This window comes from Stenotrophomonas acidaminiphila, assembly GCF_014109845.1.
GTDB classification, from domain to species: domain Bacteria; phylum Pseudomonadota; class Gammaproteobacteria; order Xanthomonadales; family Xanthomonadaceae; genus Stenotrophomonas; species Stenotrophomonas acidaminiphila.
The window spans coordinates 1,887,130-1,912,424 of sequence record NZ_CP043567.1 but is presented as its reverse complement, the minus strand read 5'-3'; the positions used below and the strand labels follow the sequence as shown (position 1 = coordinate 1,912,424).

Here is a 25,295-nt window from a genome sequence, read left to right as displayed (position 1 = left end):
GCCCCTACACTAGCGCCCAACCATCCACGGGAACAATCGCCCATGCAGCCGTCGCGCCTTTCCCTCCTGCTCACCGCCACCCTGCTGCTCGCGCCGGCCTTCGCCGCCCAGGCGCAACGCGTCGTCGAAGGCGACCTGCAGCAGCAGATGTCCACCGCCGAGTTCAAGGCCGCCGGCCTGGACAAGCTCTCGCCCGACGAGCTGGCCACGCTCAACGCCTGGCTGCAGGGCAAGGTGCGCAATGCCACCGCCACCGCGCTGGAACAGGCGCGCGAGGAAGGCCGACAGGAAGTGATCGTGAAGAACCGCGGCTTCTTCGATTTCGGCTCCAGCGAGCCGATCAAGGCCACGCTGGTCGGCGAATTCAACGGTTTCGGCAAGGGCCGGCAGTACACCCTGGACAACGGCCAGGTATGGGAACAGACCGACGACGCCCGCGCCTCCGGCATCCGCAAGCAGGCGCCGGGGGTACAGATCAGCCCCGGGCTGATGGGGGTGTGGTACCTGCAGGTCGACGGGCTCAATACCCGCGCCAAGGTACGCCGCACCAAGTAACCTGCGTCCATCCATGCGCCCGCCCTGGCGGGCGCCCCCTGGCGCCGCGAACCGCGGCGCCCGCACCCTGCCCCGGTCCGCCATGCCTGCCATGCCTGCCCTGCTGTTGCTCATGCTGCTGTTCCTGCTGCCGGCAGGAGCATCGGCCCAGGTCTACAAATGCAAGGGAAAGTCCGGGGAAACCGCCTATTCCGAGCACCCCTGCGACGCCAACGCGCAGCCCATGAAGCTGCGCAGCGAGCGCCTGCCGGCAGCGCCACCGCCGGCGCCGCCCATGGAAGCCGGCGAGCCGGAACCGTCGCCGCTGCGCGAGAGCGGCAGCCCGCCGCCGCCGGCACCGGCGGAACTGGATCGCAGCGCCGAGCGCGCGTGCATCGCCAACGCGACCGCATCGATCTATGGGCCCTCCAACGACCGCGTGGCGACCTACCAGCAGCAGATGGCGATGCTCGGCGAGCAGCTCGACAACGCGTCCGACGCCAAGCGCACCCAGGCGCTGGAGGCGCGCATGGACAACCTGCGCCGCGCCATCGGCCGCGAGCATGCCTATGCCCACGACCAGGTCAACGCCGCACGCAGGCGCTGCGTCGAGCAGCACCGCGCGGCGACACCGTAGAGGCCGATGCGGCCCGCCGCCGGGCGGGCCCGGCCGAGGGGGTCAACCACGCAGTGAAGCGACCCGCTGCGCCAGCTTCTTCGGCGAGATGCCGGAGCGGAAGCCCAGTTCCTGCGCGAACAGCGATACCCGCAGTTCCTCGATGTCCCAGCGCAGCGCCGACCATTGCGGGTGCGCGGCCTGACCCTGCAGCCGCGCCTCCTCCAGCGCATCGACGAAGGGCTTGAGCTCAAGCATGCGCGCCTGGTCGCGCGGCGGGTCGCGCTTGGCGCGTTCGCTGCGCAGGATCATCGCCTTCAGGTAGCGCGGGAACTGCGCCAGCGCGTCGGCGGGGGTCTGTCGCAGGAAGCCGGCGTGGACCAGCGACGCCAGCTGCCGTTCCATGTCGTCGAGGTTGCCGCGCGCCCAGCCCATCAACGGCGCTTCCAGCAGCGGCTTGAGCTCGCCCACCAGGCCGAGGATGGTCTCGGCCAGGCGCAGCCGCTCCATCGCTTCGCCGAACAGGCGCTTGCCGGCATCGGCACGGCGCAGCTCGAAAGCCTCCGCCGAGCGGATCTCGCCCAGGCCATCGGCCAGCACCGCGTTCATGGCCGCATCGACCAGGTCGCCGCGCAGCCTTTCCTGCGATTCGATGGCCGCATACAGCAACCCGGTCTTGGGCGATACCGGCAACTGCTTGCGGGCCTGCTTGACCTTGTCGGCCAGGGCGATTTCCAGCAGGCGCCGCACCCCGCCCGGATGCGCCAGCAGCGCCGCGTTGCGGTCGGCGAAGATGCGCAGCGCCGCCGTCTCGCCGGTATCGACCAGCGCCGGATACGCCGGCACGCCGGCTTCGCCGGGCACCTGCCCGGGAATGGCGCCGGCCGGGAATTCGCGCAGCCCCTCGGCAGCCAGCGCCTTGCCGGCACGCGCCGCGAACGCCTGCCCGGCGCGCTCGCCGAAGCGTGCGCGCAGCGCATCGAGATCGCGCGACATCGCCAGCAGCCGGCCCTCGGCATCGGCCAGGCGCAGGTTCATGCGCAGGTGCGGCTCCAGCGCCGCCTCGTCGAAATCGGTGGCGGCCACCGCCGCGCCGGTGGCTTTCGACAGGAACCGCGCAAGTTCACCGCGGATGTCGTCGGCCGAGGGCTGCGGCCATGCCTCGAAGAAGGCGTGGGCGAAGTCCGGCGCCGGCACGTAGTTGCGGCGCATCGCCTTGGGCAGGCTGCGGATCATTGCCGCGGCCTTGTCGGCGACGAAGCCCGGCGCCAGCCATGACAGCCGCGCCGGGTCCAGCGCATTGAGCAGGTGCAGCGGCACGTCGAGGGTGACGCCGTCGTCCGCCGCGCCGGGCTCGAAGCGGTAATGCATCGCCAGCCGCGCATCGCCCAGCGCGAAATATTTCGGATACCGCTCCTGCTCGCTGCCTTCGCCCGGCAGCAGGTCGGTCAGCGACCAGCGCAGCGTGCGCTGCTGCCCGGGCGGCAACGCCTTCCACCAGGCATCCAGCCCACTGGCCGAATGGATATCGGCCGGAATGCGGTCCAGGTACCAGCGCGCCTGCCAGTCCTCGTCGGCGACGATGCCGGCGCGGCGCAGCTTGGCTTCCTCCTCGCGCGCCTGCTCCAGCACCTTGAGGTTGTCGGCGACGAAGCCGGCACGGGTGTTGATCTCACCGGTGACCAGCGCCTGCCGCACGAAGATGTCGTGCGCTTCGCACGGGTTGATGCGGCCGTAATGCACCGGCTTGCGCGGCGCCAGCACCAGCCCGAACAGGCTGATCTGCTCGGCCGCCAGCACCTGGCCCTGGGCATGCGACCAGTGCGGGTCGAAATGCTTGCGCGCCAGCAGGTGCGGCAGCTCGGCGATCGCCCAGTCCGGCTCGATGGCGGCGTTGGTCAGGCCCCATACGCGCTGGGTATCGAGCAGGGTCGCGCTCAGCACCCACGGCGGCGGCCGCCTGGCCAGCGCCGAGCCCGGGAACAGGTGGAAGCGGCGCTGGCGCGGCGCCTGGAAGTCGCCCTTCTCGGTACGGTGGCCGATCTGCGTCGGCAGCCCGGCGAGGATCGCCCGGTGCAGCGCCTGGTAGGCCGCCACCCGCACCTTCTCCGGTACCGCGGCGGAACCGGGGGCGGAGTCGGTCTTTGCCTTGCCTGGCCGGGCGGCTGCGCCGGACCCCGGGACATCCGGCCCGGCCACCGATTGCGCCGGTTTCGCGCCTTCGCGTGCGAGCCGCGCCGCCTTGTGCAGTTCGCCGCGCGTGGCCTTGCGCCTGGCTTCGCCATCGCCGCCTGCCGGCAGCGCGGCCGGCGCGGCAAGCAGCGCCGTGCCGAAGGCGCCATCGCTGCTGCTGTCCCAGCCCAGCTCCTCGCACAGCAGGCGCAGCTGGCGGTGCAGTTCGCGCCATTCGCGCATGCGCAGGAAGCCGAGGAAATGCCGGCCGCACCAGTCGCGCAGTTTGGATTGGGTCAGGTCTTCGTGCGCGGCCCGGTAGCCCTCCCACAGGCGCAGGATGCCGAGGAATTCCGAACGCGGGTCGGCGAAGGCCGCATGCGCGTTGTCGGCGGCCTCGCGCGCCTCGGGCGGCCGTTCGCGCGGGTCCTGGATGCCCAGGAAGGAAGCGATCACCAGCATCTCGTGCAGGCAGCCGGCCTTCTGCGCGGCCACCAGCATGCGCGCCAGCTTCACGTCCACCGGCAACCGCGCCATCTGCCGGCCGATGGCGGTGAGCTTGCGCTCGCCGTCGATCGCGCCCAGCTCGGCCAGCTGCTGCCAGCCGTCGGCGACCGCGCGTTCGTCCGGCGGCTCCAGGAACGGGAAATCCTCGATCCGCCCCAGGCCCAGCTGCAGCATGCGCAGGATCACCCCGGCCAGCGAGGAACGGCGGATCTCCGGATCGGTGAATTCCGGGCGCGCCTGGAAATCAGCCTCGGCGTACAGGCGGTAGCACACGCCCTCGGCGATGCGCCCGCAGCGGCCCTTGCGCTGGTTGGCGCTGGCCTGCGACACCGGTTCGATGTGCAGCCGGTCCAGCTTCTGCCGCGGGCTGTAGCGCTTGACCCGGGCGTAGCCCGGATCGACCACGTACCGGATGCGCGGCACCGTCAGCGAGGTCTCGGCGACGTTGGTGGTCAGCACCAGGCGCCGCTTCGGCCCCGGGTTGAACACCCGGTCCTGGTCCTTGGCCGAGAGCCGCGCGTACAGCGGCAGCACCTCGGTCTCGCGGTACTTGCGCCGTTCCAGCGCCTGGTGCGCGTCGCGGATCTCGCGCTCGCCGGGCAGGAACACCAGCACGTCGCCGCGCGGATCCAGGCGGGTGATCTCGTCGACCGCGGCGACGATGGCGTCATTGACCGACACCGGGTCCGAGTCGGCATCGTCGCCGCGCCCGCGTCCACCGCCCCTGCCCTCTGCCACCGGCGCCGGCCGCGCCTCGTCCAGCGGCCGGTAGCGCACTTCCACCGGGTAGGTGCGGCCCTCGACGCTGACCACCGGCGCATCGTCGAAATGACGCGAGAAACGCTCGGTGTCGATGGTCGCCGAGGTCACCACCAGCTTCAGGTCCGGGCGCCGGCGCAGCAGCTGCTTGAGATAGCCGAGCAGGAAATCGATGTTGAGGCTGCGTTCGTGCGCCTCGTCGATGATCAGCGTGTCGTAACGCGACAGCCAGCGGTCGGACGCGATCTCGGCCAGCAGGATGCCGTCGGTCATGAACTTGATGCGGCTGTCCTCGCCGACCTTGTCGGTGAAGCGCACCTGGTAGCCGACCACCGTGCCCAGTTCGCTGCCCAGTTCCTCGGCCACGCGGGTGGCCACCGCGCGCGCGGCGATGCGCCGCGGCTGGGTGCAGCCGATCATGCCGGCCTCGCCGCGCCCGGCGGCCAGGCACAGCTTGGGCAGCTGGGTGGTCTTGCCCGAACCGGTCTCGCCGGCGATCACCACCACCTGGTGGTCGCGGATCAGCGCGGTGATCCGCTCGGCTTCACGCGCGATCGGCAGCGCGTCGTCCATGCTGATCGCGACCGGCTGCGCCGCACGCCGCCGGCGCTGGCCCCGGGACTGTTCCAGCAGGCCGCGGAACGCCGCTTCGGCGGCGGCATCGGCCGGCAGGCCCTGCCAGCGCGACCACAGCCCGAGCAGTCGCCCGCGGTCGCGGCTCATCGCCCCGTCGATGGCCGTGCGGGCTTCGCGCAGGCGCGCGGCAGTGTCCTTTTCGATAGCGCTCATCAATCGTTCAACGAGAAAACTTGAAATACCGGTATGGTCCCGATGGCGCTATTGTGAAGCCATTCAACCCGACAAGGAGTAAAGCGTCATGGCCAAGGCCAAGAACAGCAGCAAACCCGAAGCCGGCAAGAAGAAGCTGGCCGCCTCCGCGCCGTCGGCGCCGGGCATCGATATCGGGATCAAGGACGCCGATCGCAAGAAGGTCGCCGACGGTCTGTCGCACTTCCTCGCCGACGCCTACACGCTGTATCTGAAGACCCACAACTTCCACTGGAACGTCACCGGGTCGATGTTCAATTCCCTGCACACCATGTTCGAGGCGCAGTACACCGAACAATGGACCGCGCTGGACGAGATCGCCGAACGCATCCGCGCACTGGGCTTCAACGCCCCCGGCTCGTACCGCGAGTTCGTCGCGCTGACCTCCATCGCCGAGGAACCGGGGCTGACCGACAGCGCCGACTGGCGCGAGATGGTGCGGCAGCTGGTACAGGGCAATGAAGCGGTGTGCCGGACCGCGCGCAGGGTCCTGGAACAGGCCGGGAAGGCGGGCGACGCTCCCAGCGAGGACCTGCTGACCCAGCGCCTGCAGACCCACGAAAAGTACGCCTGGATGCTGCGCTCGCTGCTGCAGTAAACCTTCGGGCGTTCGCCCTGCGGTTTTCCAGGGTTGCGCACGGCGCACCCCTGGACCCTGCTTCATCCGCCTGCCAGATCCCCCCGCCTCCGGCGCGCCCCCTTTACTCAAGGGGGCTGTTCTCCAGCGGGATCATGTGCGTGGTCGCAGTAGACCTTCGGGCGTTCGCCCTGCGGTTTTCCAGGGTTGCGCGCGGCGCACCCTTGGACCCTGCTTCATCCGCCTGCCAGATCCCCCCGCCTCCGGCGCGCCCCCTTTACTCAAGGGGGCTGTTCTCCAGAGGGATCATGTGCGTGGTCGCAGTAAACCTTCGGGCGTTCGCCCTGCGGTTTTCCAGGGTTGCGCGCGGCGCCCCCCTGGACCCTGCTTCATCCGCCTGCCAGATCCCCCCGCCTCCGGCGCGCCCCCTTTACTCAAGGGGGCTGTTCTCCAGCGGGATCATGGGCGTGATCGCAGTAAACCTTCGGGCGTTCGCCCTGCGGTTTTGCAGGGTTGCGCACGGCGCACCCCCGGACCCTGCTTCATCCGCCTGCCAGATCCCCCCGCCGTCGGCGCGCCCCCTGTACTGAAGCGGGCGCTTGTCCGGATGGGCCGGCGGGTGCGCAGGATGGCCGATGTTCCGGTCCGGTGCGGTAACGCGTGCAGGCGCGCCGCCTCGTGCCCTGCGCCGAACATGAACATGCCCCGGTTTTCCCGACGCGGACACGGGGTGCGAGCGGGCGGCCGGGCTTGACCGGGCAGTTATCCTAGGCGGCATGTCTTCCCCCGCCCACGAACTGCTGAAGCGCGTCTTCGGCTACGACGCCTTCCGCGGCAACCAGCAGGCCATCGTCGAACACGTCACCGCCGGCAACGACGCGCTGGTACTGATGCCCACCGGCGGCGGCAAGTCGCTGTGCTACCAGGTGCCGGCCCTGCTGCGCGAGGGCTGCGGCATTGTCGTCTCACCGCTGATCGCGCTGATGCAGGACCAGGTCGAGGCATTGCGCCAGGTCGGCGTACGTGCCGAGTTCCTCAATTCCACGCTGGACGCCGAGACCGCCGGCCGGGTCGAGCGCGAGCTGCTGGACGGCAGCCTGGACCTGCTCTACGTCGCGCCCGAGCGCCTGCTGACCGGGCGCTTCCTGTCGCTGCTCGAGCGCAGCCGCATCGCCCTGTTCGCGATCGACGAGGCCCACTGCGTATCGCAGTGGGGCCACGATTTCCGCCCCGAATACCGGCAGCTGACGGTGCTGCACGAGCGCTGGCCGCAGGTGCCGCGCATCGCCCTGACCGCCACCGCCGATCCGCCCACCCAGCGCGAGATCGCCGAGCGCCTGGACCTGGCGCAGGCCGAGCACTTCATCAGTTCCTTCGACCGGCCCAACATCCGCTACATGGTGGTGCAGAAGGACAACGCCCGGCGCCAGCTGCTGGATTTCCTGCGCGGCCACCGCGGCGAGGCCGGCATCGTCTACTGCATGTCGCGGCGCAAGGTCGAGGAGACCGCCGACATGCTGCGCGGCGAAGGCCTGGACGCCCTGCCCTACCACGCCGGCCTGCCGGCCGAGGTGCGCGCGGCCAACCAGCGCCGCTTCCTGCGCGAGGACGGCGTGGTGATGTGCGCCACCATCGCTTTCGGCATGGGCATCGACAAACCGGACGTGCGCTTCGTCGCGCATACCGACCTGCCCAAGTCGATGGAAGGCTACTACCAGGAAACCGGCCGCGCCGGCCGCGACGGCGAGCCGGCCGAAGCATGGCTGTGCTACGGGCTGGGCGACGTGGTGCTGCTCAAGCAGATGATCGAGCAGGGCGAAGCCGGCGAGGAGCGCAAGCACCTGGAACGCGCCAAGCTCGACCACCTGCTCGGCTATTGCGAGTCGATGCAGTGCCGCCGCCAGGTGCTGCTGGCCGGCTTCGGCGAGACCTATCCGCGGCCCTGCGGCAACTGCGACAACTGCCTGACCCCGCCGGCCGCCTGGGACGCCACCATCCCCGCGCAGAAGGCCCTGAGCTGCGTCTACCGCAGCGGCCAGCGCTTCGGCGTCGGCCACCTGATCGACATCCTGCGCGGCAGCGAAAGCGAACGCATCCGCCAGCTGGGGCACGACACGCTCAGCACCTTCGGCATCGGCAAGGAGCTGGACTCACGCAACTGGCGCGGCGTGTTCCGGCAACTGGTCGCCGCCAGCCTGCTGCAGGTGGACCCCGAAGCGCACGGCGGCCTGCGCCTGACCGACGCCAGCCGCGACGTGCTCAAGGGCCGCCGCCAGGTGATGATGCGCCGCGAACCGCCTGCCACCCGCGGCGAGCGCGACCGCAGCAGCACGCCGCGCACCGGCGTGGCGGTGCAGCCGCAGGACCTGGCGCTGTTCAACGCGCTGCGCGACCTGCGCGCCGAACTGGCACGCGAACAGAACGTGCCGGCGTTCGTCATCTTCCACGACAGCACCCTGCGCAACATCGCCGAACAGCGCCCGACCAGCCTCGACGCGCTGGGCCGGGTCGGCGGCATCGGCGGCAGCAAGCTGTCGCGCTACGGGCAGCGGCTGGTGGAGATCGTGCGCGAGCAGGGCTAGGCCGCGCTCACCCCTGCCCGCCGCGGGCCAGCAGCCGCAGGCCATCGAGCCTGCGCCGCGCGGGTGCACCCGCGAGCAGGCGGCTCTCGAGCGCGGGCGCCGCCTGCCGCAGGGCGTCCAGCGCCGGCTGGCGATGGCCCAGCCGCAGCAGCGTTTCGGCCAGGTCGAGGTGGCAGGTCGCGGTTTCGACCCGGTCGTTGCCGTGCAGCGAACGCGCGTATTCCAGCGCGGTACGGCGCAGCGCCAGCGTTGCCGCGCCTTCGCCGCGGCGTTCGGCCAGGTCCGCGCGGGCGCGCAGCAGGCGCAGCTGCAGGCGCGCCGGCACCTGCCCGCCCAGTTGCCGCAGCAACACCTGCGCCTGCGCGGTATCGCCGCGCAGGATGTGCCAGTCGATGCGGTTCAGCCGCGCCTCGATGCGTCCGGGCGCGTCCGCCGGCAGCACCGCGTCCAGGCCGGCGTCGGCATGCACCAGCAGCGTGCCCGCCTCGTCCATGCGCGCCTGGCGCATCAACAATGCGCCCAGCCCGGACTCGGCGCGCAGGCTGGTGGGCGATTGCCCGCCGAGCCGCTCGCGGCGGATCGCCCAGGCCTGCCGGTAGAGCCGTTCGGCCTGGGCGAGGTCGCCGCGCAGCTCCTGCAGTTCGCCATAGTTGAACAGCCCCATCGAGTATTCCACCGACCCGGTGCCGTCGATGATCCCGCTCAGGCGCAGGCGCTGCTGGTACTGCTGTTCGGCAGCGGCGTAATCGCCCCAGTCGCGGTACAGGTCGGCAAGCCCGTCGTGCTGCATCAGCACGAAGCTGCTCTCCGGCCCGTACAGTTCCTCGGCATGGCGCAGGCCGGCCTGCAGCAGCGGCAATGCCTGCGCGAAACGTCCCTGCTCGCGCAGGATCTGCGCCAGGCGCATTTCCGCGGCCAGGGCCATGCTGGTGCCGCGGCCCTGGCTCCCGCCCAGCACGTGGCGCAGTTCGCGCTCGGCCGACGCCAGCCGCCCCCAGCGCAGGTACATCAGTCCCTTGTTGTAGGACAGCGCCAGCTTCTCGCTGGCCACGCTGTAGTGCGGCAGTTTCGCGTACAGGCCCATCGCCGTGTCGAAGGCGGCCTCGCCGCGGTCGAACTGCTGCTGGTTCACCAGCGCCAGCCCGCGCGCGCCGTGCAGCCGCGCCCGGGTGGGCGTGGCCGCGGTCGCCGGCAGCAGCGCGAGGCCGCGCTCGGCCAACGCCTGGCCCAGCGCACCGTTGCCGCCCTGGGTCTTCTGCAGCGACAGCTCCACCAGCACCGCCGCCGCATCCGCCGGACGATTCACCCGCGCGTCCATGAAACCGTCGTAAGCCTGCTGCAGCAGTGCGTCGGCCTGGCGCGGCACGCCGGAATTGCGGTACGCCGTCCCCAGCACCGCGCGCATCCGGGCCAACTGTGCCGGCGCATCGGCCAGGTCCTGGGAGACGCGCAGCGCCGCCTTGTCCAGCAGCTGCCGCGAGGACAGCTCCTGCTGTCCACGCTCGGTACGCAGGAACGGATCGGCGGTCTCGAACACGCCGACCATGAAATCGCCGACCTGGTGGGCGATGGCGGCCTCCTCCTCGGCCTGCCGGCGCGCCTGCACCAGGCCGGCCACGAAGATCACCGCAAGCGACAGCGCGCCCGCCGCGACCGCCAGGCCACGTCCATTGCGTTGCACGCCGCGCACCAGCCGGTACAGGCGCCCGGACTGCCGCGCGGCCACCGGCCGCCGCTCCAGATAGCGCGTCACGTCGGCCATCAGCGTCTCCACCGAACGGTAGCGGGCGGCGACGTCGCGGGCGCACGCCCGGGCGGCGATGGCATCGAGGTCGCCGCGCAGCGCCCTGCGCCAGCGCAGGCCCTGCGGCGCGTTGGCCGAAGGCAGGACCACCGGGGCCTCGCTGTCCTGCAGCGTACGTACGCAGCGGCGCGTGGACAGCAGTTCCACCAGCAGCACGCCGAGGCTGTACACATCGCTGGCCACGCCCACCGGCCCGCCGTTCACCAGCTCCGGGCTGGCATAGCCGGGCGTGCAGTAGCCCGCATCGCCACGCTCGCGCGCATCGTTGAGCAGGCGCGCCAGGCCGAAATCGAGCAGCACCGGCCTGCCATCGGGGCGGACCAGCACATTGCCCGGCTTGAGGTCGCAGTGCAGCACCAGGCGCTCATGCGCCGAGCGCACGATCGCGCAGATGTCCAGGAACAGTCGCAACCGCGCCGCCAGGCCCAGCGCATGGCTGGCGCAATGGCGGTCCAGTGGCAGGCCCTCGACGTACTCCATCACCAGGTACGGATAGCCATCGGGCGTGGTGCCGCCATCGTAGAGCTGGGCCACGTCGGGCAGGTTGAGCCCGGCCAGCACCTGCCGTTCGGCCTGCAGCCGCTCCACCTCGCCCGCGCCCGGCATGCCATGCAGCAACTTGATCGCCACCGTGCGGCGGTAGACGCCGTCGTCGCGCTCGGCCTTGAACACGGTGCCCATGCCGCCGCCGGCGATGCGCGCGGTCAGCCGCCACGGCCCCAGCCGCTGGCCCACCGCCAGTTCCGGGGTGAGCGCGCGCGCCAGCGCGGTGTCCAGCCGGCTGCTGATCCGGCTCAGCCCCTGGGTCTGCGCATGCAGCAGCTGCAGCACTTCCTCGGCCAGCGCCGGGTCGCCACAGTACTCCTGCACCTGCTGCCGCCACTGCGTGCGTGGCAGGTCGCAGACGGCATCGAACAGATCGCGGGTCTGGCGCCAACGCGCCGCCTCCTCCGCGTTCGCCATCAGGCCAGCTGTCGGTTGAGCCAGGCCCTGGCGAAACGCAGGTCGCGGTCCACGGTGGGTGCCGAAACCCCCATCACCATGGCGATCTCATCGCGGCTCATGCCGCCGAAATAGGTCAGCTCGACCATGCTCGCCGCGCGCGGCTCGAGTTCGGCCAGCTGGCTCAGTGCCTGGTGCAGCGCCATCACGTCGTAGGCATCGCCGTCGTCGTCGGGAACGTCGCTGGCGTGGGACAGGGTCAACTGGACGAGGTTGCCGCCGCGCTTGTCCGCGGCCCGCGCGCGCAGGTGGTCCACCAGGACCGAGCGCATCTTCAGCGCCGCCACCGCAATGAAATGGGCGCGGTCCTTGAAATCCACTTCCGAACCCAGCAGGCGCAGCAGCGATTCGTTGACCAGCGCCGCCGGCTGCAGGGTGCCGCCGGTATCGTTGAACAGGCGGTTGCGGGCGACCAGCATCAGGTCCGAATACAGGGCTTCGAACAACTGCTCCCGCGCCTGCGCGTCGCCTCCCTGCCAGCGATGCAGGAGTTGCGTGATCTGGGTACCCAAGCGTCCCCCAATGCTGCCGTGAAACCTGACGAACTCCATGGTAGGGCCGGCCCGTGCCGCTGCGAGCTGCCGCAGTTCACAGAAACCGTGCACCGCCCATTGCAAGAAAACACAGGCCCCGGAGGTGCGGGACCTCTGCCTGATCATGGTGGGCCGTGAAGGATTCGAACCTTCGACCAAAAGATTAAAAGTCTTCTGCTCTACCGACTGAGCTAACGGCCCAAACAAAGACCCGGCATGGCGCCGGGGTGGGCATTCTAGCGCAAGATGCCTGAAAACAGAATTCGGAACGGCGCGCGTTCTACCCGGCGAATCGGCCACAACGGCATCGCGGGCGGCCCGCCATCCGGCACCCGTGTCGCGGTGCGGCCTCGCTCAGGCGTAGTGGGTCGGGTCGGGCAGGCCGGCGGCGGCGAACCCATCGGCGCGCAGGCGGCAGGCATCGCAATGGCCGCAGGCACGCCCCTGCGCGTCGGCGCGGTAGCACGACACGGTCAGCCCGAAATCCACCCCCAGCCGCGCACCTTCGCTGGCGATCTGCGCCTTGCTCAGGTACTGCAGCGGCGCATGGACGCGGATGCCCGCGCCTTCCACGCCGGCCTTGGTCGCCAGGTTGGCCAGCGCCTGGAAGGCGGCGACGAACGCGGGGCGGCAATCCGGGTAGCCGGAATAGTCCACCGCGTTGACGCCGCAGAAGATGTCATTGGCGCCCAGCACCTCGGCCCAGCCCAGCGCGAGCGAGAGCATGATGGTGTTGCGCGCAGGCACGTAGGTGACCGGGATGCCATCGCCACCGGCGTCGGGCACGTCGATGTTGTCGGTCAGTGCCGAGCCGCCGATGCTGCGCAGGTCGACATCCACCACCTTGTGCGCGGCCACGCCCAGCGCCTGCGCCACCCGTGCGGCGGCATCCAGCTCGGAGGTATGGCGCTGGCCATAGCGCACGCTGAGCGCGTGCACGGTGAAGCCCTGTTCCTGGGCCATGGCGACGACGGCGGCCGAATCCATGCCGCCGGAAAGAAGCACGACTGCCTTCTTCATGGAGTGATATTCCGGTTGGGGGAGGAACGCCAGCACGCTGTCCCGCGCCGGTATGGAAGGGGCACCGCGGTACCCGTGGTCACCTGCCCGGCTCGTCGTTCCAGAGCAGCTTGTGCAACTGCATCTGGAAGCGCACCGACAGGCGGTCGGCGACGATCCAGTCGGCCAGGACCCGCGCATCGAGCCGGTCCTTGCACGGCGAGAACAGCACCATGCAGCGCTCGTGCAGGCGCTGCGCGGCCACCATGTCCCTGGCCCAGTCGTAGTCGGCGCGGTCGCACAGCACGAACTTGAGCTGGTCGCGCGCGGTCAGCAGCGGCAGGTTGTCCAGCCGGTTGCGGGCCAGTTCGCCGGAGCCGGGAGTTTTCAGGTCGACCACGCGCGACACGCGCGGATCGACGCCGCCGATGTCCAGCGCGCCGGACGTCTCCAGCGAGACCTCCAGCCCCGCGTCGCACAGCGCGCGCAGCAGCACCAGGCAGCGCTTCTGCGCCAACGGCTCGCCGCCGGTCACGCAGACGTGGCGCACGCCATGGCCGAGCACCTCGGCGACGATGTCGTCGATATCGCGCCACTGCCCGCCATGGAAGGCGTACTCGGTGTCGCAGTAGCTGCAGCGCAGCGGGCAACCGGTCAGGCGCACGAACACGGTCGGCCAGCCGGCGGTGTCGGCCTCGCCCTGCAGGGACAGGAAGATCTCGGTGATCTTCAGCCGCGGCAGCGGCGACTGCACGATCTCGCTGGGCGTGGCGGCGGCGCTGGAAAGGGAAACGGCGGTCATGGCGGGAACTTCTGGAGGGGCGGACGGCATCGGCCATGCCGTAAACGACGGCAGCCGGGCATGGCCCGGCTCCCTGGAAACACTGCCGCCCGGACTCAGCGGATCTGTTGGCCGAGCCGGATCGACTGCAGGCGGTCCTGCGCGGTCCGCGCGGCATCGCTGCCCGGGAAGCGGCTCACGACCTGCGACAGCGTCTGCTCGGCCTTGGCCGCATCGCCCTGGCCGAACTGGGACAGGCCCAGCTTCAACAGGCCGCCAGCGGCCTTGTCGTGGGTCGGATAGCGCGCGACCAGGTCACGGAACTGCGCCTCGGCCAGCTGGAAATTGCGGGTGGCGTAATAGCTCTCGCCCAGCCAGTACAGTGCGTTGGGGGCGTAGACACCGCTGGGATACTGCTCCAGGAACCCCTGGAAAAGACGCGCCGATTCGTCGTACTTGCCGGCCTTGAGCGCATCGAAGGCCACGTTGTAGGCGCTGCGCTCGTCGCCGGCCGCGGCAACCGCGCCGGCATCGCCACGCACGGTGGGCGGCTTTTCCGCCGCCGCCGGGCTGGCCGCCGAAGGGGCCGGCACGGCCGGCGCTGGTGCCGGTTCCGCGCCGCCTTCCAGGCGGTTCAGGCGCCCGTCCAGGTCCAGGTACTGGTCCCGGCTGCGCTGCTTGAGCTGTTCATTCTCGTGCTGGAGCTGCTCGACCGTTGCCTGCAGCGCCTGCATCCCGCTGCGCAGTTGCTGCAGCTGGTTGAGCATGTCGGTGTTGGCCTGGTTGTTCTGGACCTGCTGCTCGAGTGCGCCGACGCGGTCGGCCAGGCTCTGCCGCTGGGCATGAGCGGGTGCGGCAGCCACGAGGGCTGCCGCAACCACGAGCATCATCGCCTTGATGCCGGTACGCATCGATTACTGCGCGGTGTAGACGATTTCGACGCGACGGTTCTGCGACCAGCAGGACTCGGTCGACTCGGTGCAGACCGGACGCTCTTCGCCGTAGGACACGACGGTCAGCTGCGAAGCCGAACCACCGTTGGCCTGCAGGGCCGAGTTCACGGCATTGCCACGACGCTCGCCCAGGGCCTGGTTGTAGGCGCGGCTGCCGCGCTCGTCGGTGTGGCCCTGCAGGGTGATGCGCGAGGACGGACGGTCACGCAGGTACTTGGCATGGCAGGCCATGATGGCCTGGAACTCGGACTTCACTTCTTCCTTGTCGAAGTCGAAGTAGACCACGCGCTGGCGCAGGCAGGCGTCGGTGTCCAGGTCGCCCGGGCCGTACAGGCCGGAGGTCGACGGACCAGTCGACGGAGTGGTCGGGGTGGTGTCGACCGCCGGCTGGGCCGGCTGTTCCTTCACCTTCTTCGAGCAGCCGGCCAGCGCGGCAACCGACAGAAGCGAAACAAGCAGAACGCGAGTGGACTTGTTCATGGCGATACCTAGAGGCTCCTGAGCCAATGATGGGGTTTAATGCGGATCGGATATTAACATTTTATCAACGCGCGGTGCGGTACGGGCCCCACGCGGGCTCGCGCACATCACCGTCTGCCAGGACCAGGCGCTGGCGGACCCGCGCGTCGGCCGAAACGGCATACAGCACTCCACGACCACCCTCGCGGGCGGCATACAACACCATGCTCGCATTGGGGGCGAAGCTGGGCGATTCGTCCAGCGAACCCGGCGACAGCGTGCTCCAGCGCGGCGAACCCAGGCTGCTGTCCATCAGCGCGATCCGGTAGCTGTTGCCGCTGCCCTGCGCCATGGCCAGCTTCTTGCCGTCATAGGAGACGGTCACCTTGGCGTTGTAGTTGCCCTGGAAGGTCACGCGGCTGGCGCTGCCGCCGGAGGCCGGCACCTGGTAGATCTGCGGGCGGCCGCCACGGTCGGAGGTGAAATAGATGGTGTTGCCGTCGGCGCTCCAGGTCGGCTCGGTATCGATGGCGAAGTGGTTGGTCAGCTGGGTCAGCTGCTTGCTGCCCAGGTCCATCACGTAGATCTCCGGATTGCCGCTGCGCGACAGGGTCAGCGCCAGGCGGCGGCCGTCCGGCGAGAATGCCGGGGCGCTGTTGATGCCGCGGAAGCTGGCGACCAGGTCGCGCGAACCGGTGGAGATGTTCTGGACGTAGATCGCCGAATTGCCGCGCTCGAAGCTGACATAGGCCAGGCGGTTGCCGTCCGGGCTCCACGACGGCGACAGCAGCGGCTCGGCGGAACGCACGATGGTCTGCGGGTTGTAGCCGTCGGCATCGGCCACCATCAACGCATAGCGCATCGCGTCGCCGCGGCCGCTGGCGGTGACGTAGGCGATGCGGGTCCAGAACGCGCCGCGCACGCCGGTGATCTTCTCGTAGATGGCATCGGCCATCTGGTGGGCGACATCGCGCATCGCGTTGGAGCGGGCGGTCATCGCCAGGCCGAGCATGCGCTCACCCTTGGCCACGTCGAACAGCTCGTACTCGACGCGGTAGGCGCCGGCACCGGCGTCGAGCACGCGGCCGACGACCAGGTAGTCCTGCTTGAGCGCGCGCCAGGCCGGGTACTGCACCTCGCTGCCGCGGGTCGGGCGCTGCACGATCTGCGCCTCGGGCAGGGTCCGGAACTGGCCGGAACGGTCCAGGTCCGAGCGCACCACCGCGGCGACGTCGGTGGCCGGCGCACCGGCGCTGCCCTGGTAGGGCATGGGCACCACGGTGATCGGCAGGGCCGACGCGTTGCCACCGATGATGTCGATCTCCAGCCCCCGTTGCTGCGCCATCGCCACCAGGGGCAACAGCAGAACGGTCAGGGCGGCCAGCCAGCGAAGCGGTTTCTTCATGGGGTGCTCAACGATCGGATGAACAGGGGGTAAGGGATAGCAGCAGGCGGATGAACATTTTCGCAATCGTGAACGAAAATCCCGTGAAATCCAGCCCCGGCCGCTGCAATGCACGCGAAAAGCCCGTTGCAGCGCGCGGCCAAGGGTGCCGGGAATGGCGTGAAGCCGCCGCGATTCAGCGGTCCTGCGCCTCGAATGTGAAGTTCAGCGTGCGCTGGAACACCGACTCGAAACCCCGGTACGGCAGCGGCTGGGCGCGCAGCACCGCGGCCTCGACCGAACGCCGGCCGGCGTCATCGTAGGGGCAGCCGGCGGCGAACTGTACGTCGACCACCTCGCCGCCGGGCAGCTGGCGGATGGTCAGCCGGCAGCGCTGGCCGCGCGGGATCGTGTCCGGGCGCACCCACTGGTTGAGTACCGCCTGCTGGATCGCGGCGGCGTACTTGGCGGTCAGGTCATTGCTGGTGCCGCCCTGCCCCGGCGACGCCTGCGGCGCGCCGCTGGCTGGCGAGGCACTGGACGCGGCGGCCTGGGCGCGTGCGCGGGCATCGGCCACCTGGCGCTGGCGCTGCTCGGCCAGCTTGAGCTCGCGCTCGGCCTGCTCGCGCTTGCGGCGGATCTCGGCGATCTTCTGCTGGCGCTCCTGCTCGGCCTTGGCCTCGTTGGCCTTGCGCTGCTCGTCGGCCAGTTTCTTCTGGCGGTCGGCCTCTTCCTGCTGTTTTGCCAGCCGCAGCTTCTGCTCGGCCTCTTCCACCCGCTTGCGTTCGGTCAGGTCGATCTGCTCCTGGCGGCGCTTGGCTTCCTGCTCCTGCCTGGCCTTTTCCTCGGAGATGGCCAGCGCGCTGACCCGCTCCTGGTCGACCGTATCCGGCTGGGCGATGCGCTCCTGGGCATTGTGCTGCTGCGGCGTGGGCGCGTCCTGCGGCCGCGGCTCGGGAATCGGCTGCGGCGGCGGCAGGGTGTCTTCCGGAACCGGCTCGGGCTGCACGTCCGGCACCGGCTCGGGCAACGGCGGCAGTTTTTCCGAGGCACGCAGCGCACTGCGTGCGGCGGCGGCTTCGGCCGCCGACAGCTGCAGGCTCGCCTCCACCACCGGGTCGCCCACGGCAGCCTCGGTGCTGCGCGACGGCGACCACACCCAGGCGATGATGAACACCAGCGCGACCAGCACGTGCACCAGCAACGCCAGTACGACGGGCATGCCCCATTCGTTGCCGGGGTCGCGCGGCGGCGGCAGAGCGTCAGCGTGCATCGGTCGCCAGGCCCACCTTCTCGATCTTCGCGGCCTTGATCACGTCCATCGCCGCCACGACCTTTTCATAGGCCACCGCGCGGTCGGCGGCCACGATCACGCGCAGGCCCTTGTCCTGCGCGGCCATCGCGCCCAGCTGCGCCTGCAGCGTGGACGCGTCGATGCGCTCGGGGTTCTTGGCATCGGGCAGCTTCAGGCTCAACTGGCCATCGGCCAGCACCGAGACGATGACCGGGTCCTGCTTGCCCTCCAGCGCCTTGGCGTGCGAGGTGGGCAGGTCGACCTCGAAGCTGAGCGTCAACAGCGGCGCGGTCACCATGAAGATGATCAGCAGCACCAGCATCACGTCGATGTACGGCACGACGTTGATCTCTGATTTGAGCTTGCGGCGCTTGCGCCGGGAAATGCCGGAAATCATGGGCGGTTCCTGTGCGGGCTCGTGCGCGTGGCGCGCATCATTCGTCGGCGCCGGACTGGCGCTGCAGGATCGAGCTGAACTCCTCGGCGAAGGTCTCGTAGCGCACCGACAGCCGTTCCACGCGGGTGGTGAAGCGGTTGTAGGCCCAGGTCGCCGGGATCGCCACGAACAGGCCGATGGCGGTGGCGAACAGCGCCTCGGAAATGCCCGGCGCGACCGAGGCGATGCCGGCCTGCTCGCCGCTGCTGATCATGTCGTGCATGGTCACCATGATGCCGAACACGGTACCGACCAGGCCCACGTACGGGGCGTTGGAGCCGATGTTGGCCAGCAGTTCCAGGTTCCGCTCCAGGCCGTCGACCTCGCGGGCGAAGGTGGTGCGCATGGCGCGCTGGGTGCCTTCCAGCTGGGTGCGGCTGTCCAGCCCGCGGCGGCCGTTCAGGCGACTGTACTCGCGGAAGCCGGATTCGAAGATCGCCTCCAGCCCGTCCACCGAGCGGTTGCGGTCGGCGGCAGAGGCATACAGCTTGGCGAGGTCGGCGCCGGACCAGAAACGGTTCTCGAAGTCGTCGGCGGCACGGTCGGCGGCCTTGAACACGCGCGCCTTGCGGAAAATGATCACCCAGCTGATGAACGAGCCGGCCAGCAGCAGCAGCACGATCAGCTTGACCGGGATACTGGCCTTGAGCATCAGGTCCAGGTAGTTGATGCCGCCATGGCTGGCGCCGGCCACGGTCTGCGCCGCGGCGGCGCTGACGTCCGCCGGCAGCGCCTCGGTCACGGTGGCCTGCAGGGCCAGAAGCAAAGCGATCATCCGATGTTCCTCAGTCTTGCGCGTGTTGGGTTTCGAATTGTTTGAGCGTGGCGTACAGCGTGTCGTCCATGGCCTGCGGGCGGAAGTCGCGGGCACCGACCGCGGCCAACCGTACCTGCGCGGTCACCAGCGGCTGCTCGCCGCGCAGCACCGCCTGGCGGATCACCAGGCTGGCACGGCGGCACTGCAGCAGTTCCACCGTGGTCAGCAGCGCGTCGTCCAGCCGCGCCGGCCGGAGGAAATCCAGCGTCATCGCGCGGACCACGAACACCTGCCCGTCGCCGCTGCGCATGGCTTCCTGGCCATAGCCCATCGCCCGCATCCACTCGGTGCGCGCGCGTTCCATGAAGGCCACGTAGCGTGCGTGGTAGACCACGCCGCCGGCGTCGGTATCTTCCCAGTAGATGCGTGTCGGCCAACTGAACCGGAGCTCACTCATGGTCCGGCTGCTCCACGAACAGATCGGCCGGTGCCGCCCGCGGCTTCAGGCCCATGTGCCGGTACGCCTTGTGGGTGGCCATGCGGCCGCGCGCGGTGCGCACCAGGAAGCCCTGCTGGATCAGGTAGGGCTCGACCACGTCCTCGAGCGTGCCACGCTCCTCGGACAGCGCCGCGGCCAGCGATTCGATGCCGACCGGGCCGCCGTCGAAGTACTCCACGAGGGTCCGCAGCAGGCGCCGGTCCAGCTCGTCGAAACCTTCCGGGTCGACCTTGAGCATCTGCATCGCCGCCTGCGCCACGGCCTGGTCGATATGGCCACCGGCCCTGACCTGGGCATAGTCGCGCACGCGCCGCAGCAGGCGGTTGGCGATGCGCGGGGTGCCGCGCGAGCGGCGCGCGATCTCGCCGGCGCCTTCGGCGCTGCAGTCGATGCCGAGGATCGTCGCCGAGCGGCGCACGATGCGGGTCAGTTCATCGGCCGAATAGAACTCCAGCCGCTGCACGATGCCGAAGCGGTCGCGCAGCGGCGCGGTCAGCAGGCCGGCACGGGTGGTGGCGCCGATCAGGGTGAACGGCGGCAGGTCGAGCTTGATCGAGCGCGCGGCAGGGCCCTCGCCGATCATGATGTCGATCTGGAAGTCCTCCATCGCCGGGTACAGCACTTCCTCGACCACCGGCGACAGGCGGTGGATCTCGTCCACGAACAGCACGTCGTACGGCTGCAGGTTGGTCAGCAGCGCGGCCAGGTCGCCGCCCTTCTCGATCACCGGCCCGGAGGTCACCCGCAGGCCCACCCCCAGCTCGTTGGCGATCACGTGGCTGAGCGTGGTCTTGCCCAGCCCGGGGGGACCGAAGATCAGCACGTGGTCCAGCGCCTCGCTGCGCGACTTGGCCGCCTGGATGTAGATGTCCAGCTGTTCGCGCACCGGCGCCTGGCCGAGGTAGTCGGCCAGGCGGCGCGGGCGGATGCTGGCGTCGGCGGCGTCGTCCTCGCGGGTGGCGCCGGCGGCAATGATGCGGTTGTCGGTCATGGGGACCAGGGGCCGGAGGCCGGAGGCCGGGAAAAGGCGGACAAGCGTTCGGGCATGTTCATCAGCGGCGATTGTAGGCACAAGCGGCCAGGACTGCCCGTATTTTCCGGGCCCTGGCCGCAGCCCGCGACCCCATCAGATCTCCACCTGCGCGCCCAGTTCCACCAGCCGGTTGCCGGGGATGCGGAAGAAGTTGCTGGCCGGGGCGGCATTGCGGTGCATGAAGGCGAACAGCTTGTCGCGCCAGACCGGCATGCCGCGGTTGGCGGTAGCGACGATGGTCTCGCGGCTGGCGAAGAAGGTGGTGTCCATCGGATCGAAGTAGACCCCGCCGTGGTCGCACGAGCGCATCAGCGCCAACGGCACGTCCGGCGTCTCCATGAAGCCGAAGCGGACGTGGATGCGGTAGAACTCGTCGCCGACCGGCTCGATCTTCAGCCGCTGGCCCGCCGCCGCGTACGGCACCGGCAGGGTTTCCACGTGCAGGAACACGTTGCGCTCGTGCAGCACCTTGTTGTGCTTGAGGTTGTGCATCAGCGCGTGCGGCACCACCGTCGGGTCGGCGGTCAGGAACACCGCCGTGCCCGGCACCCGTACCGGCGGCGCCAGCATCAGCCCGGGCAGGAAGGTGTCGATGCGGATGCCGTCCTTGCGCACCTCGTCGCGCAGCAGCTCGCGGCCGCGGCGCCAGGTGCGCATCATCGTGAACAGCGCGATGCCCAGCACCACCGGGAACCAGGCGCCCTGCATCAGCTTGGCGCCGTTGGCGACGACGAAGCCCAGGTCGATGACGAAGAACACCGCGCACAGCGCGACGATGCCATGGCGGGCACGCGGCCACAGCGTGCGCGCCACCAGCGCCAGCAGCAGGGTGTCGATCAGCATCGTTCCCGATACCGAGATGCCATAGGCCACGGCCAGGTTGCTGGAGCTGCGGAACGCCAGCACCAGCCCGAACACCATCAGCGCCAGCCCCCAGTTGATGCCGGGGATGTAGATCTGGCCGATGGTGTCGTGCGAGGTATGCAGGATGCGCATGCGCGGGATGTAGCCCAACTGCATGGCCTGGCGCGCGACCGAGAACGCGCCGGTGATCACCGACTGGCTGGCGATCACCGCGGCCATGGTCGCCAGGATGATCATCGGGTACAGCCCCCAGTCCGGCACCGCCTCGAAGAACGGGTTGGCCACCGCATCGGGCCGCTGCAGCACCAGCGCGCCCTGCCCCAGGTAGTTCAGCATCAGGCACGGCAGCACGAAGAAGTACCAGGCGTGGCGGATCGGCGGCGCGCCGAAGTGGCCCATGTCCGCGTACAGCGCCTCGCCGCCGGTCACCGCCAGCACCACCGCGCCGAGGATGAACACGCCGTGCCAGCCGTGCTCCAGGAAGAAGCGCACCGCCCACCATGGATTGAAGGCCTTGAGCACCTCGGGCGCGGCGATCACGTTCCAGATGCCGACCGCCGCCAGCGCCAGGAACCAGGTCAGCATCACCGGCCCGAACACCTTGCCCACCTTCTCGGTGCCGAAACGCTGGGCGGCGAACAGGATGGCGAGCACCACCAGGGTGATCGGCACCACGAACCGGCCGAGCCCGGGCGCGGCGACCTCCAGGCCCTCGACCGCGCCCAGCACCGAGATCGCCGGGGTGATCACGCCGTCGCCGAAGAACAGCGAGGCCCCGAAAATGCCGAGGATGCCGACCACGTAGGCCGAGCGCGAGCCGTTGCGCAGGGTGCGCTGGGCCAGCGCCATCAGCGCCATGATGCCGCCCTCGCCATCGTTGTCGGCGCGCATGATGATGGTCACGTACTTGAGCGTGACCACCATGATCAGCGCCCAGAACGCCAGCGACAGCACGCCCAGCACCGTGTCGTGGTCGCTGGTGAGCCCGTAATGCGGCGAGAACGCCTCCTTGAGCGTGTACAGCGGGCTGGTGCCGATGTCGCCGAACACCACGCCGATGGCGCCGACGATCAGCGCCAGGCCGGCGGCGGCGCCGGGCTTGCCGTGGTGGCCCGGGGTTGCAGGCGGGGAAGCAGCGTGGGACATGGTTTCGGTCGCCCGGAATGAAGGGGGGGTATCAGGTCAGCGCAGCGCCGATTGCAGCGCCCTGCGGATCACCATGGCGACGTCGTCGCCATCGGTCGCCGCATCGCGCGCCATCTTCGCCGCCTCGGCCGGCTTGTAGCCCAGCTGCTGCAGGGCCACCGTCGCCTCGGACACCGGGTCGGCGGCCAGCGGCCCGGCCAGCGGCGCGCCGCCACCGGCAAAGTCGGCCGCCTTGTCGCGCAGCTCCACGATCATGCGCTCGGCGGTCTTCTTGCCGATGCCCGGGATACGGGTCAGCGCGGTGATGTCGCCGGCCTGGATCAGGCGGCCGAACTCGTCCACGCTGGCGCCCGACAACACCGCCAGCGCGATCTTCGCGCCGATGCCGGTGACCTTCTGCACGTCGCGGAACAGGCGCCGCTCGCCCTCGCGCAGGAAGCCGTACAGCGACACGCTGTCTTCCTTCTGCGCATAGTGGGTGAACAGCACCACCTCGCGGCCGATGTCGGGCAGGTCGTAGAAGGTGCTCATCGGCGCCTCCAGCTCATAGCCGACGCCGCCCACGTCGATCACCAGCCACGGCGGGGCCTTGTGGGCCAGGATGCCACGCAGGCGACCGATCACGGGAACGCCCTCCGCGAACCGGGGACCCCGGGCCGGAGCCCGCGGCATGCACAGGCGTGGCCAACAAAAACCGTCATTTGCGACTCCAGGCAGAACGCACGTCCACGCCCAGCCGTCCGGCCGTGGCGCGCACGTGCGCATGGGTGATGGCCACGGCCAGCGCATCGGCGGCGTCGGCCTGCAACCTGCCCTGCAGGCCCAGCATCAACCCCACCATGTGCTGCACCTGCTGTTTCTCGGCACCGCCGCGGCCCACTACCGCCAGCTTGATCTCGGTGGCAGCGTACTCGCTGACCGGCAGGTCGCGCAGCACCACCGCGCACAGCGCCGCGCCGCGCGCCTGGCCGAGCTTGAGCGCCGAATCGGGGTTCTTGGCCATGAACACCTTCTCGATGGCCACTTCCTGCGGCCGGTACTCGTCGATCAGCGCGTGCACCCCATGCACCAGCCGCTTCAGGCGCTGGGCGAAATCCGCCGCGCCCAGCAGCACCAGCGGCTGGTGGTGGACATGGCGGGCACGCCCGGCGGCATCGATCTCGATGATGCCGATGCCGGTGCGCTGCGAGCCGGGGTCGATGCCGAGGATGCGGGTCATTGCCATGGCGGCCGGAAGGAAACGGCGGCCATCATCGCCGGCCGCCGTCTCACGTGACGGGACGCAGGCGCGCCGTCAGGCCTGCTCCAGCCCGGCCTGGTCGACGTTGGAATACACGTCCTGCACGTCGTCCAGGTCCTCGAGCATGTCCAGCAGCTTCTTCACCTGCAGCGCGGTGTCGCCGGCGACGGCGATGTCGTTGTCGGCGCGGAAGGTGATCTCGGCGTGGTCCGGCGCCAGCCCGGCCGCCTCCATCGCGTCCTTCACCGACGGGAAGTTCTCCGGCGCGGTGACCACGTCGATCGAGCCGTCGTCCGGGTACACGACGATGTCGTCGGCACCGGCCTCGATGGCCGCCTCGGTGATCCGGCTTTCAAACGAGGAGGCCTCGTCCGCGCCCGGGGCGTACGTCAGCACGCCCAGCCGCTTGAACATGAAGGCCACCGAGCCTTCGGTGCCCATGTTGCCGCCGCACTTGGAAAAGGCATGGCGCACGTCGGCCACGGTCCGCACGCGGTTGTCGGTGAGGCAGTCGACGATCACCGCCACGCCGCCCGGGGCGTAGCCTTCATAGCGCACTTCCTCGTACTCGACGCCTTCCAGCTCGCCGGTAGCCTTCTTGATGGCGCGCTCGATCACGTCCTTGGACATGTTCGCGGCCAGGCCCTTGTCCATGGCCACGCGCAGCCGCGGGTTGTTGTTGGGGTCGCCTCCACCGCCGCGGGCGGCCACGCCGATCTCGCGGATGATCTTGGTGAAAATCTTGCCACGCTTCGCGTCCGACGCGTTCTTGCGGGCTTCGATGGAAGGACCTCTACCCATGGGGATCTACCGTACATCTGTAGGGAACAAGGGGCGGATTCTACCCGATCCCGCACCCCGCCCCGTCAGGCCGCCCGCTGCGCGGCAGCCGCGCCGAAGCGTCCGTCGCGCAGGAACGCCGCGACCAGGGCCGCCACCTCGGGCGACAGCACCAGCCCGCTGTGGCTCGCCGGCACCACGCAGTGGTCGGCCAGGCCCGGCAGGCGGGTTTCGGCCAGCGCCACGGTACCGTCGGAATCGCCATGCAGCGCGCCCATCAGCGCCCCCAGGCCATGCGGCACGCTGCCGGCCACCAGCCCGACCTGCGCCCGCCCGCGCCAGGCCGGCAGGCCGTGCTGCAACAGGCCGCCGCTGCGTCCCAGCGCCGCCGCCCAGCCGTGCCCGGCCAGCGCCCGCGCGGTTTCGCTGCCGCACAGCGGCGAGCCCAGGCAGACCACCCGCGGCACGTCCAGGTCCGGTGCCTGGCGCAGCGCCTCCAGCGCGACCAGCCCTCCCAGGCTGTGCCCGACCAGCGAGACCGGGCCCTGCCCGCGCAACCGCCCGATCAGCGACGGCACCGCCACGTCGGGCCCGCCGAACACGCTGGGATAACCGAACACGCCGACCTGGAAACCCCGCGCGCGCAGGCGCCATGCCAGCGGCCCGACCCATGCCCGCGCGTTCCAGATGCCGTGCAGCACGATCACGCGGGGCTTGTCTGCAGACACGGTGTTCATGGCGCCAGTGTCCCGCATC

At 70.0% G+C, this 25,295-nt stretch carries 22 protein-coding genes and 1 tRNA gene; 4 read left to right on the top strand and 19 right to left on the bottom strand.

What is annotated here, in order from left to right:
- Window positions 1-42 precede the first annotated feature (42 nt).
- Both F0P95_RS08735 and F0P95_RS08730 read left to right on the top strand, forming a co-directional pair.
- Complete coding sequence (locus F0P95_RS08735; protein WP_182333698.1) at window positions 43-555, top strand: hypothetical protein; 513 nt, start codon at window positions 43-45, stop codon at window positions 553-555.
- Window positions 556-646: 91 nt separating this feature from the next.
- Window positions 647-1,171 (top strand): DUF4124 domain-containing protein, encoded by a 525-nt coding sequence (locus F0P95_RS08730; RefSeq protein WP_182333696.1) that lies wholly within the window; start codon window positions 647-649, stop codon window positions 1,169-1,171.
- 42 nt (window positions 1,172-1,213) lie between these two features.
- Here the strand turns inward: F0P95_RS08730 and hrpA are convergent, their stop codons facing one another.
- Window positions 1,214-5,377 carry an ATP-dependent RNA helicase HrpA gene (hrpA, locus tag F0P95_RS08725; protein ID WP_182333694.1) on the bottom strand — a complete coding sequence of 1,388 codons (4,164 nt, stop codon included), beginning with the start codon at window positions 5,375-5,377 and terminating at the stop codon, window positions 1,214-1,216.
- Window positions 5,378-5,465: 88 nt separating this feature from the next.
- Here hrpA and F0P95_RS08720 point away from each other — a divergent pair, with 88 nt between their 5' ends.
- Window positions 5,466-6,014 (top strand): Dps family protein, encoded by a 549-nt coding sequence (locus F0P95_RS08720; RefSeq protein WP_182333692.1) that lies wholly within the window; start codon window positions 5,466-5,468, stop codon window positions 6,012-6,014.
- 755 nt (window positions 6,015-6,769) lie between these two features.
- Window positions 6,770-8,575, top strand: a complete 1,806-nt coding sequence (gene recQ, locus F0P95_RS08715; protein WP_182333690.1) for a DNA helicase RecQ — start codon at window positions 6,770-6,772, stop codon at window positions 8,573-8,575.
- Window positions 8,576-8,582: 7 nt separating this feature from the next.
- Here recQ and F0P95_RS08710 read toward each other — a convergent pair whose 3' ends face one another.
- The 18 genes from F0P95_RS08710 to F0P95_RS08625 form a co-directional block, all read right to left on the bottom strand.
- On the bottom strand, window positions 8,583-11,342 hold the full coding sequence (locus tag F0P95_RS08710; RefSeq protein WP_182336623.1) for a protein kinase domain-containing protein: 2,760 nt from the start codon (window positions 11,340-11,342) through the stop codon (window positions 8,583-8,585).
- The gene (locus tag F0P95_RS08705) at window positions 11,342-11,893 is read right to left on the bottom strand and encodes an ECF-type sigma factor (RefSeq protein ID WP_182336621.1); all 552 of its coding nucleotides are present in this window, start codon (window positions 11,891-11,893) and stop codon (window positions 11,342-11,344) included. The genes F0P95_RS08710 and F0P95_RS08705 overlap by 1 nt, the downstream gene beginning before the upstream one ends.
- A gap of 146 nt (window positions 11,894-12,039) precedes the next feature.
- Window positions 12,040-12,115 (bottom strand) — tRNA-Lys (locus F0P95_RS08700).
- Between the two features lie 153 nt (window positions 12,116-12,268).
- The gene (queC, locus tag F0P95_RS08695; protein ID WP_182336619.1) at window positions 12,269-12,934 is read right to left on the bottom strand and encodes a 7-cyano-7-deazaguanine synthase QueC; all 666 of its coding nucleotides are present in this window, start codon (window positions 12,932-12,934) and stop codon (window positions 12,269-12,271) included.
- A gap of 79 nt (window positions 12,935-13,013) precedes the next feature.
- A complete protein-coding gene (gene queE, locus F0P95_RS08690; protein WP_182336617.1) occupies window positions 13,014-13,715 on the bottom strand; it encodes a 7-carboxy-7-deazaguanine synthase QueE in 702 nt (233 codons plus the stop codon).
- A gap of 95 nt (window positions 13,716-13,810) precedes the next feature.
- Window positions 13,811-14,605: a tol-pal system protein YbgF gene (gene ybgF, locus F0P95_RS08685; RefSeq protein WP_182336615.1), complete on the bottom strand. Its 795-nt coding sequence runs from the start codon at window positions 14,603-14,605 to the stop codon at window positions 13,811-13,813.
- A 3-nt stretch (window positions 14,606-14,608) separates the two neighbouring features.
- Complete coding sequence (pal, locus tag F0P95_RS08680) at window positions 14,609-15,127, bottom strand: peptidoglycan-associated lipoprotein Pal (protein WP_182336613.1); 519 nt, start codon at window positions 15,125-15,127, stop codon at window positions 14,609-14,611.
- A gap of 64 nt (window positions 15,128-15,191) precedes the next feature.
- Window positions 15,192-16,511, bottom strand: coding sequence for a Tol-Pal system beta propeller repeat protein TolB (gene tolB / locus F0P95_RS08675; RefSeq protein ID WP_182336611.1), 1,320 nt, complete (start codon window positions 16,509-16,511; stop codon window positions 15,192-15,194).
- 175 nt (window positions 16,512-16,686) lie between these two features.
- Window positions 16,687-17,763, bottom strand: coding sequence for a cell envelope integrity protein TolA (tolA, locus tag F0P95_RS08670; RefSeq protein WP_182336609.1), 1,077 nt, complete (start codon window positions 17,761-17,763; stop codon window positions 16,687-16,689).
- The gene (tolR, locus tag F0P95_RS08665) at window positions 17,753-18,181 is read right to left on the bottom strand and encodes a protein TolR (protein ID WP_054663929.1); all 429 of its coding nucleotides are present in this window, start codon (window positions 18,179-18,181) and stop codon (window positions 17,753-17,755) included. The genes tolA and tolR overlap by 11 nt, the downstream gene beginning before the upstream one ends.
- 37 nt (window positions 18,182-18,218) lie before the next feature.
- Window positions 18,219-18,995, bottom strand: a complete 777-nt coding sequence (gene tolQ, locus F0P95_RS08660) for a protein TolQ (protein WP_054663926.1) — start codon at window positions 18,993-18,995, stop codon at window positions 18,219-18,221.
- A 10-nt stretch (window positions 18,996-19,005) separates the two neighbouring features.
- Window positions 19,006-19,434 carry a tol-pal system-associated acyl-CoA thioesterase gene (gene ybgC / locus F0P95_RS08655; protein ID WP_182336607.1) on the bottom strand — a complete coding sequence of 143 codons (429 nt, stop codon included), beginning with the start codon at window positions 19,432-19,434 and terminating at the stop codon, window positions 19,006-19,008.
- On the bottom strand, window positions 19,427-20,467 hold the full coding sequence (ruvB, locus tag F0P95_RS08650; RefSeq protein ID WP_182336605.1) for a Holliday junction branch migration DNA helicase RuvB: 1,041 nt from the start codon (window positions 20,465-20,467) through the stop codon (window positions 19,427-19,429). The genes ybgC and ruvB overlap by 8 nt, the downstream gene beginning before the upstream one ends.
- A 135-nt stretch (window positions 20,468-20,602) precedes the next feature.
- A complete protein-coding gene (locus F0P95_RS08645; RefSeq protein ID WP_182336603.1) occupies window positions 20,603-22,519 on the bottom strand; it encodes a potassium transporter Kup in 1,917 nt (638 codons plus the stop codon).
- 36 nt (window positions 22,520-22,555) lie between these two features.
- Window positions 22,556-23,143, bottom strand: a complete 588-nt coding sequence (gene ruvA, locus F0P95_RS08640; RefSeq protein WP_182336601.1) for a Holliday junction branch migration protein RuvA — start codon at window positions 23,141-23,143, stop codon at window positions 22,556-22,558.
- A 73-nt stretch (window positions 23,144-23,216) separates the two neighbouring features.
- A complete protein-coding gene (gene ruvC, locus F0P95_RS08635; RefSeq protein ID WP_182336599.1) occupies window positions 23,217-23,738 on the bottom strand; it encodes a crossover junction endodeoxyribonuclease RuvC in 522 nt (173 codons plus the stop codon).
- A 75-nt stretch (window positions 23,739-23,813) separates the two neighbouring features.
- Complete coding sequence (locus F0P95_RS08630; RefSeq protein ID WP_056931830.1) at window positions 23,814-24,560, bottom strand: YebC/PmpR family DNA-binding transcriptional regulator; 747 nt, start codon at window positions 24,558-24,560, stop codon at window positions 23,814-23,816.
- A gap of 65 nt (window positions 24,561-24,625) precedes the next feature.
- Complete coding sequence (locus F0P95_RS08625; RefSeq protein ID WP_056931831.1) at window positions 24,626-25,276, bottom strand: alpha/beta hydrolase family protein; 651 nt, start codon at window positions 25,274-25,276, stop codon at window positions 24,626-24,628.
- Window positions 25,277-25,295 lie beyond the last annotated feature (19 nt).

Excerpts from the sequence above, each read along its gene's own strand:
- ybgF (WP_182336615.1), bottom strand. The coding sequence starts at position 14,605 with ATGCGTACCGGCATCAAGGCGATGATGCTCGTGGTTGCGGCAGCCCTC.
- ruvB (WP_182336605.1), bottom strand. The coding sequence starts at position 20,467 with ATGACCGACAACCGCATCATTGCCGCCGGCGCCACCCGCGAGGACGAC.
- pal (WP_182336613.1), bottom strand. The coding sequence starts at position 15,127 with ATGAACAAGTCCACTCGCGTTCTGCTTGTTTCGCTTCTGTCGGTTGCC.
- tolA (WP_182336609.1), bottom strand. The coding sequence starts at position 17,763 with ATGCACGCTGACGCTCTGCCGCCGCCGCGCGACCCCGGCAACGAATGG.
- F0P95_RS08735 (WP_182333698.1), top strand. The coding sequence starts at position 43 with ATGCAGCCGTCGCGCCTTTCCCTCCTGCTCACCGCCACCCTGCTGCTC.
- hrpA (WP_182333694.1), bottom strand. The coding sequence starts at position 5,377 with ATGAGCGCTATCGAAAAGGACACTGCCGCGCGCCTGCGCGAAGCCCGC.
- tolR (WP_054663929.1), bottom strand. The coding sequence starts at position 18,181 with ATGATTTCCGGCATTTCCCGGCGCAAGCGCCGCAAGCTCAAATCAGAG.
- F0P95_RS08710 (WP_182336623.1), bottom strand. The coding sequence starts at position 11,342 with ATGGCGAACGCGGAGGAGGCGGCGCGTTGGCGCCAGACCCGCGATCTG.
- F0P95_RS08630 (WP_056931830.1), bottom strand. The coding sequence starts at position 24,560 with ATGGGTAGAGGTCCTTCCATCGAAGCCCGCAAGAACGCGTCGGACGCG.
- tolQ (WP_054663926.1), bottom strand. The coding sequence starts at position 18,995 with ATGATCGCTTTGCTTCTGGCCCTGCAGGCCACCGTGACCGAGGCGCTG.
- F0P95_RS08645 (WP_182336603.1), bottom strand. The coding sequence starts at position 22,519 with ATGTCCCACGCTGCTTCCCCGCCTGCAACCCCGGGCCACCACGGCAAG.
- ybgC (WP_182336607.1), bottom strand. The coding sequence starts at position 19,434 with ATGAGTGAGCTCCGGTTCAGTTGGCCGACACGCATCTACTGGGAAGAT.
- tolB (WP_182336611.1), bottom strand. The coding sequence starts at position 16,511 with ATGAAGAAACCGCTTCGCTGGCTGGCCGCCCTGACCGTTCTGCTGTTG.
- queC (WP_182336619.1), bottom strand. The coding sequence starts at position 12,934 with ATGAAGAAGGCAGTCGTGCTTCTTTCCGGCGGCATGGATTCGGCCGCC.
- queE (WP_182336617.1), bottom strand. The coding sequence starts at position 13,715 with ATGACCGCCGTTTCCCTTTCCAGCGCCGCCGCCACGCCCAGCGAGATC.
- F0P95_RS08730 (WP_182333696.1), top strand. The coding sequence starts at position 647 with ATGCCTGCCCTGCTGTTGCTCATGCTGCTGTTCCTGCTGCCGGCAGGA.
- F0P95_RS08720 (WP_182333692.1), top strand. The coding sequence starts at position 5,466 with ATGGCCAAGGCCAAGAACAGCAGCAAACCCGAAGCCGGCAAGAAGAAG.
- F0P95_RS08625 (WP_056931831.1), bottom strand. The coding sequence starts at position 25,276 with ATGAACACCGTGTCTGCAGACAAGCCCCGCGTGATCGTGCTGCACGGC.
- recQ (WP_182333690.1), top strand. The coding sequence starts at position 6,770 with ATGTCTTCCCCCGCCCACGAACTGCTGAAGCGCGTCTTCGGCTACGAC.
- ruvC (WP_182336599.1), bottom strand. The coding sequence starts at position 23,738 with ATGACCCGCATCCTCGGCATCGACCCCGGCTCGCAGCGCACCGGCATC.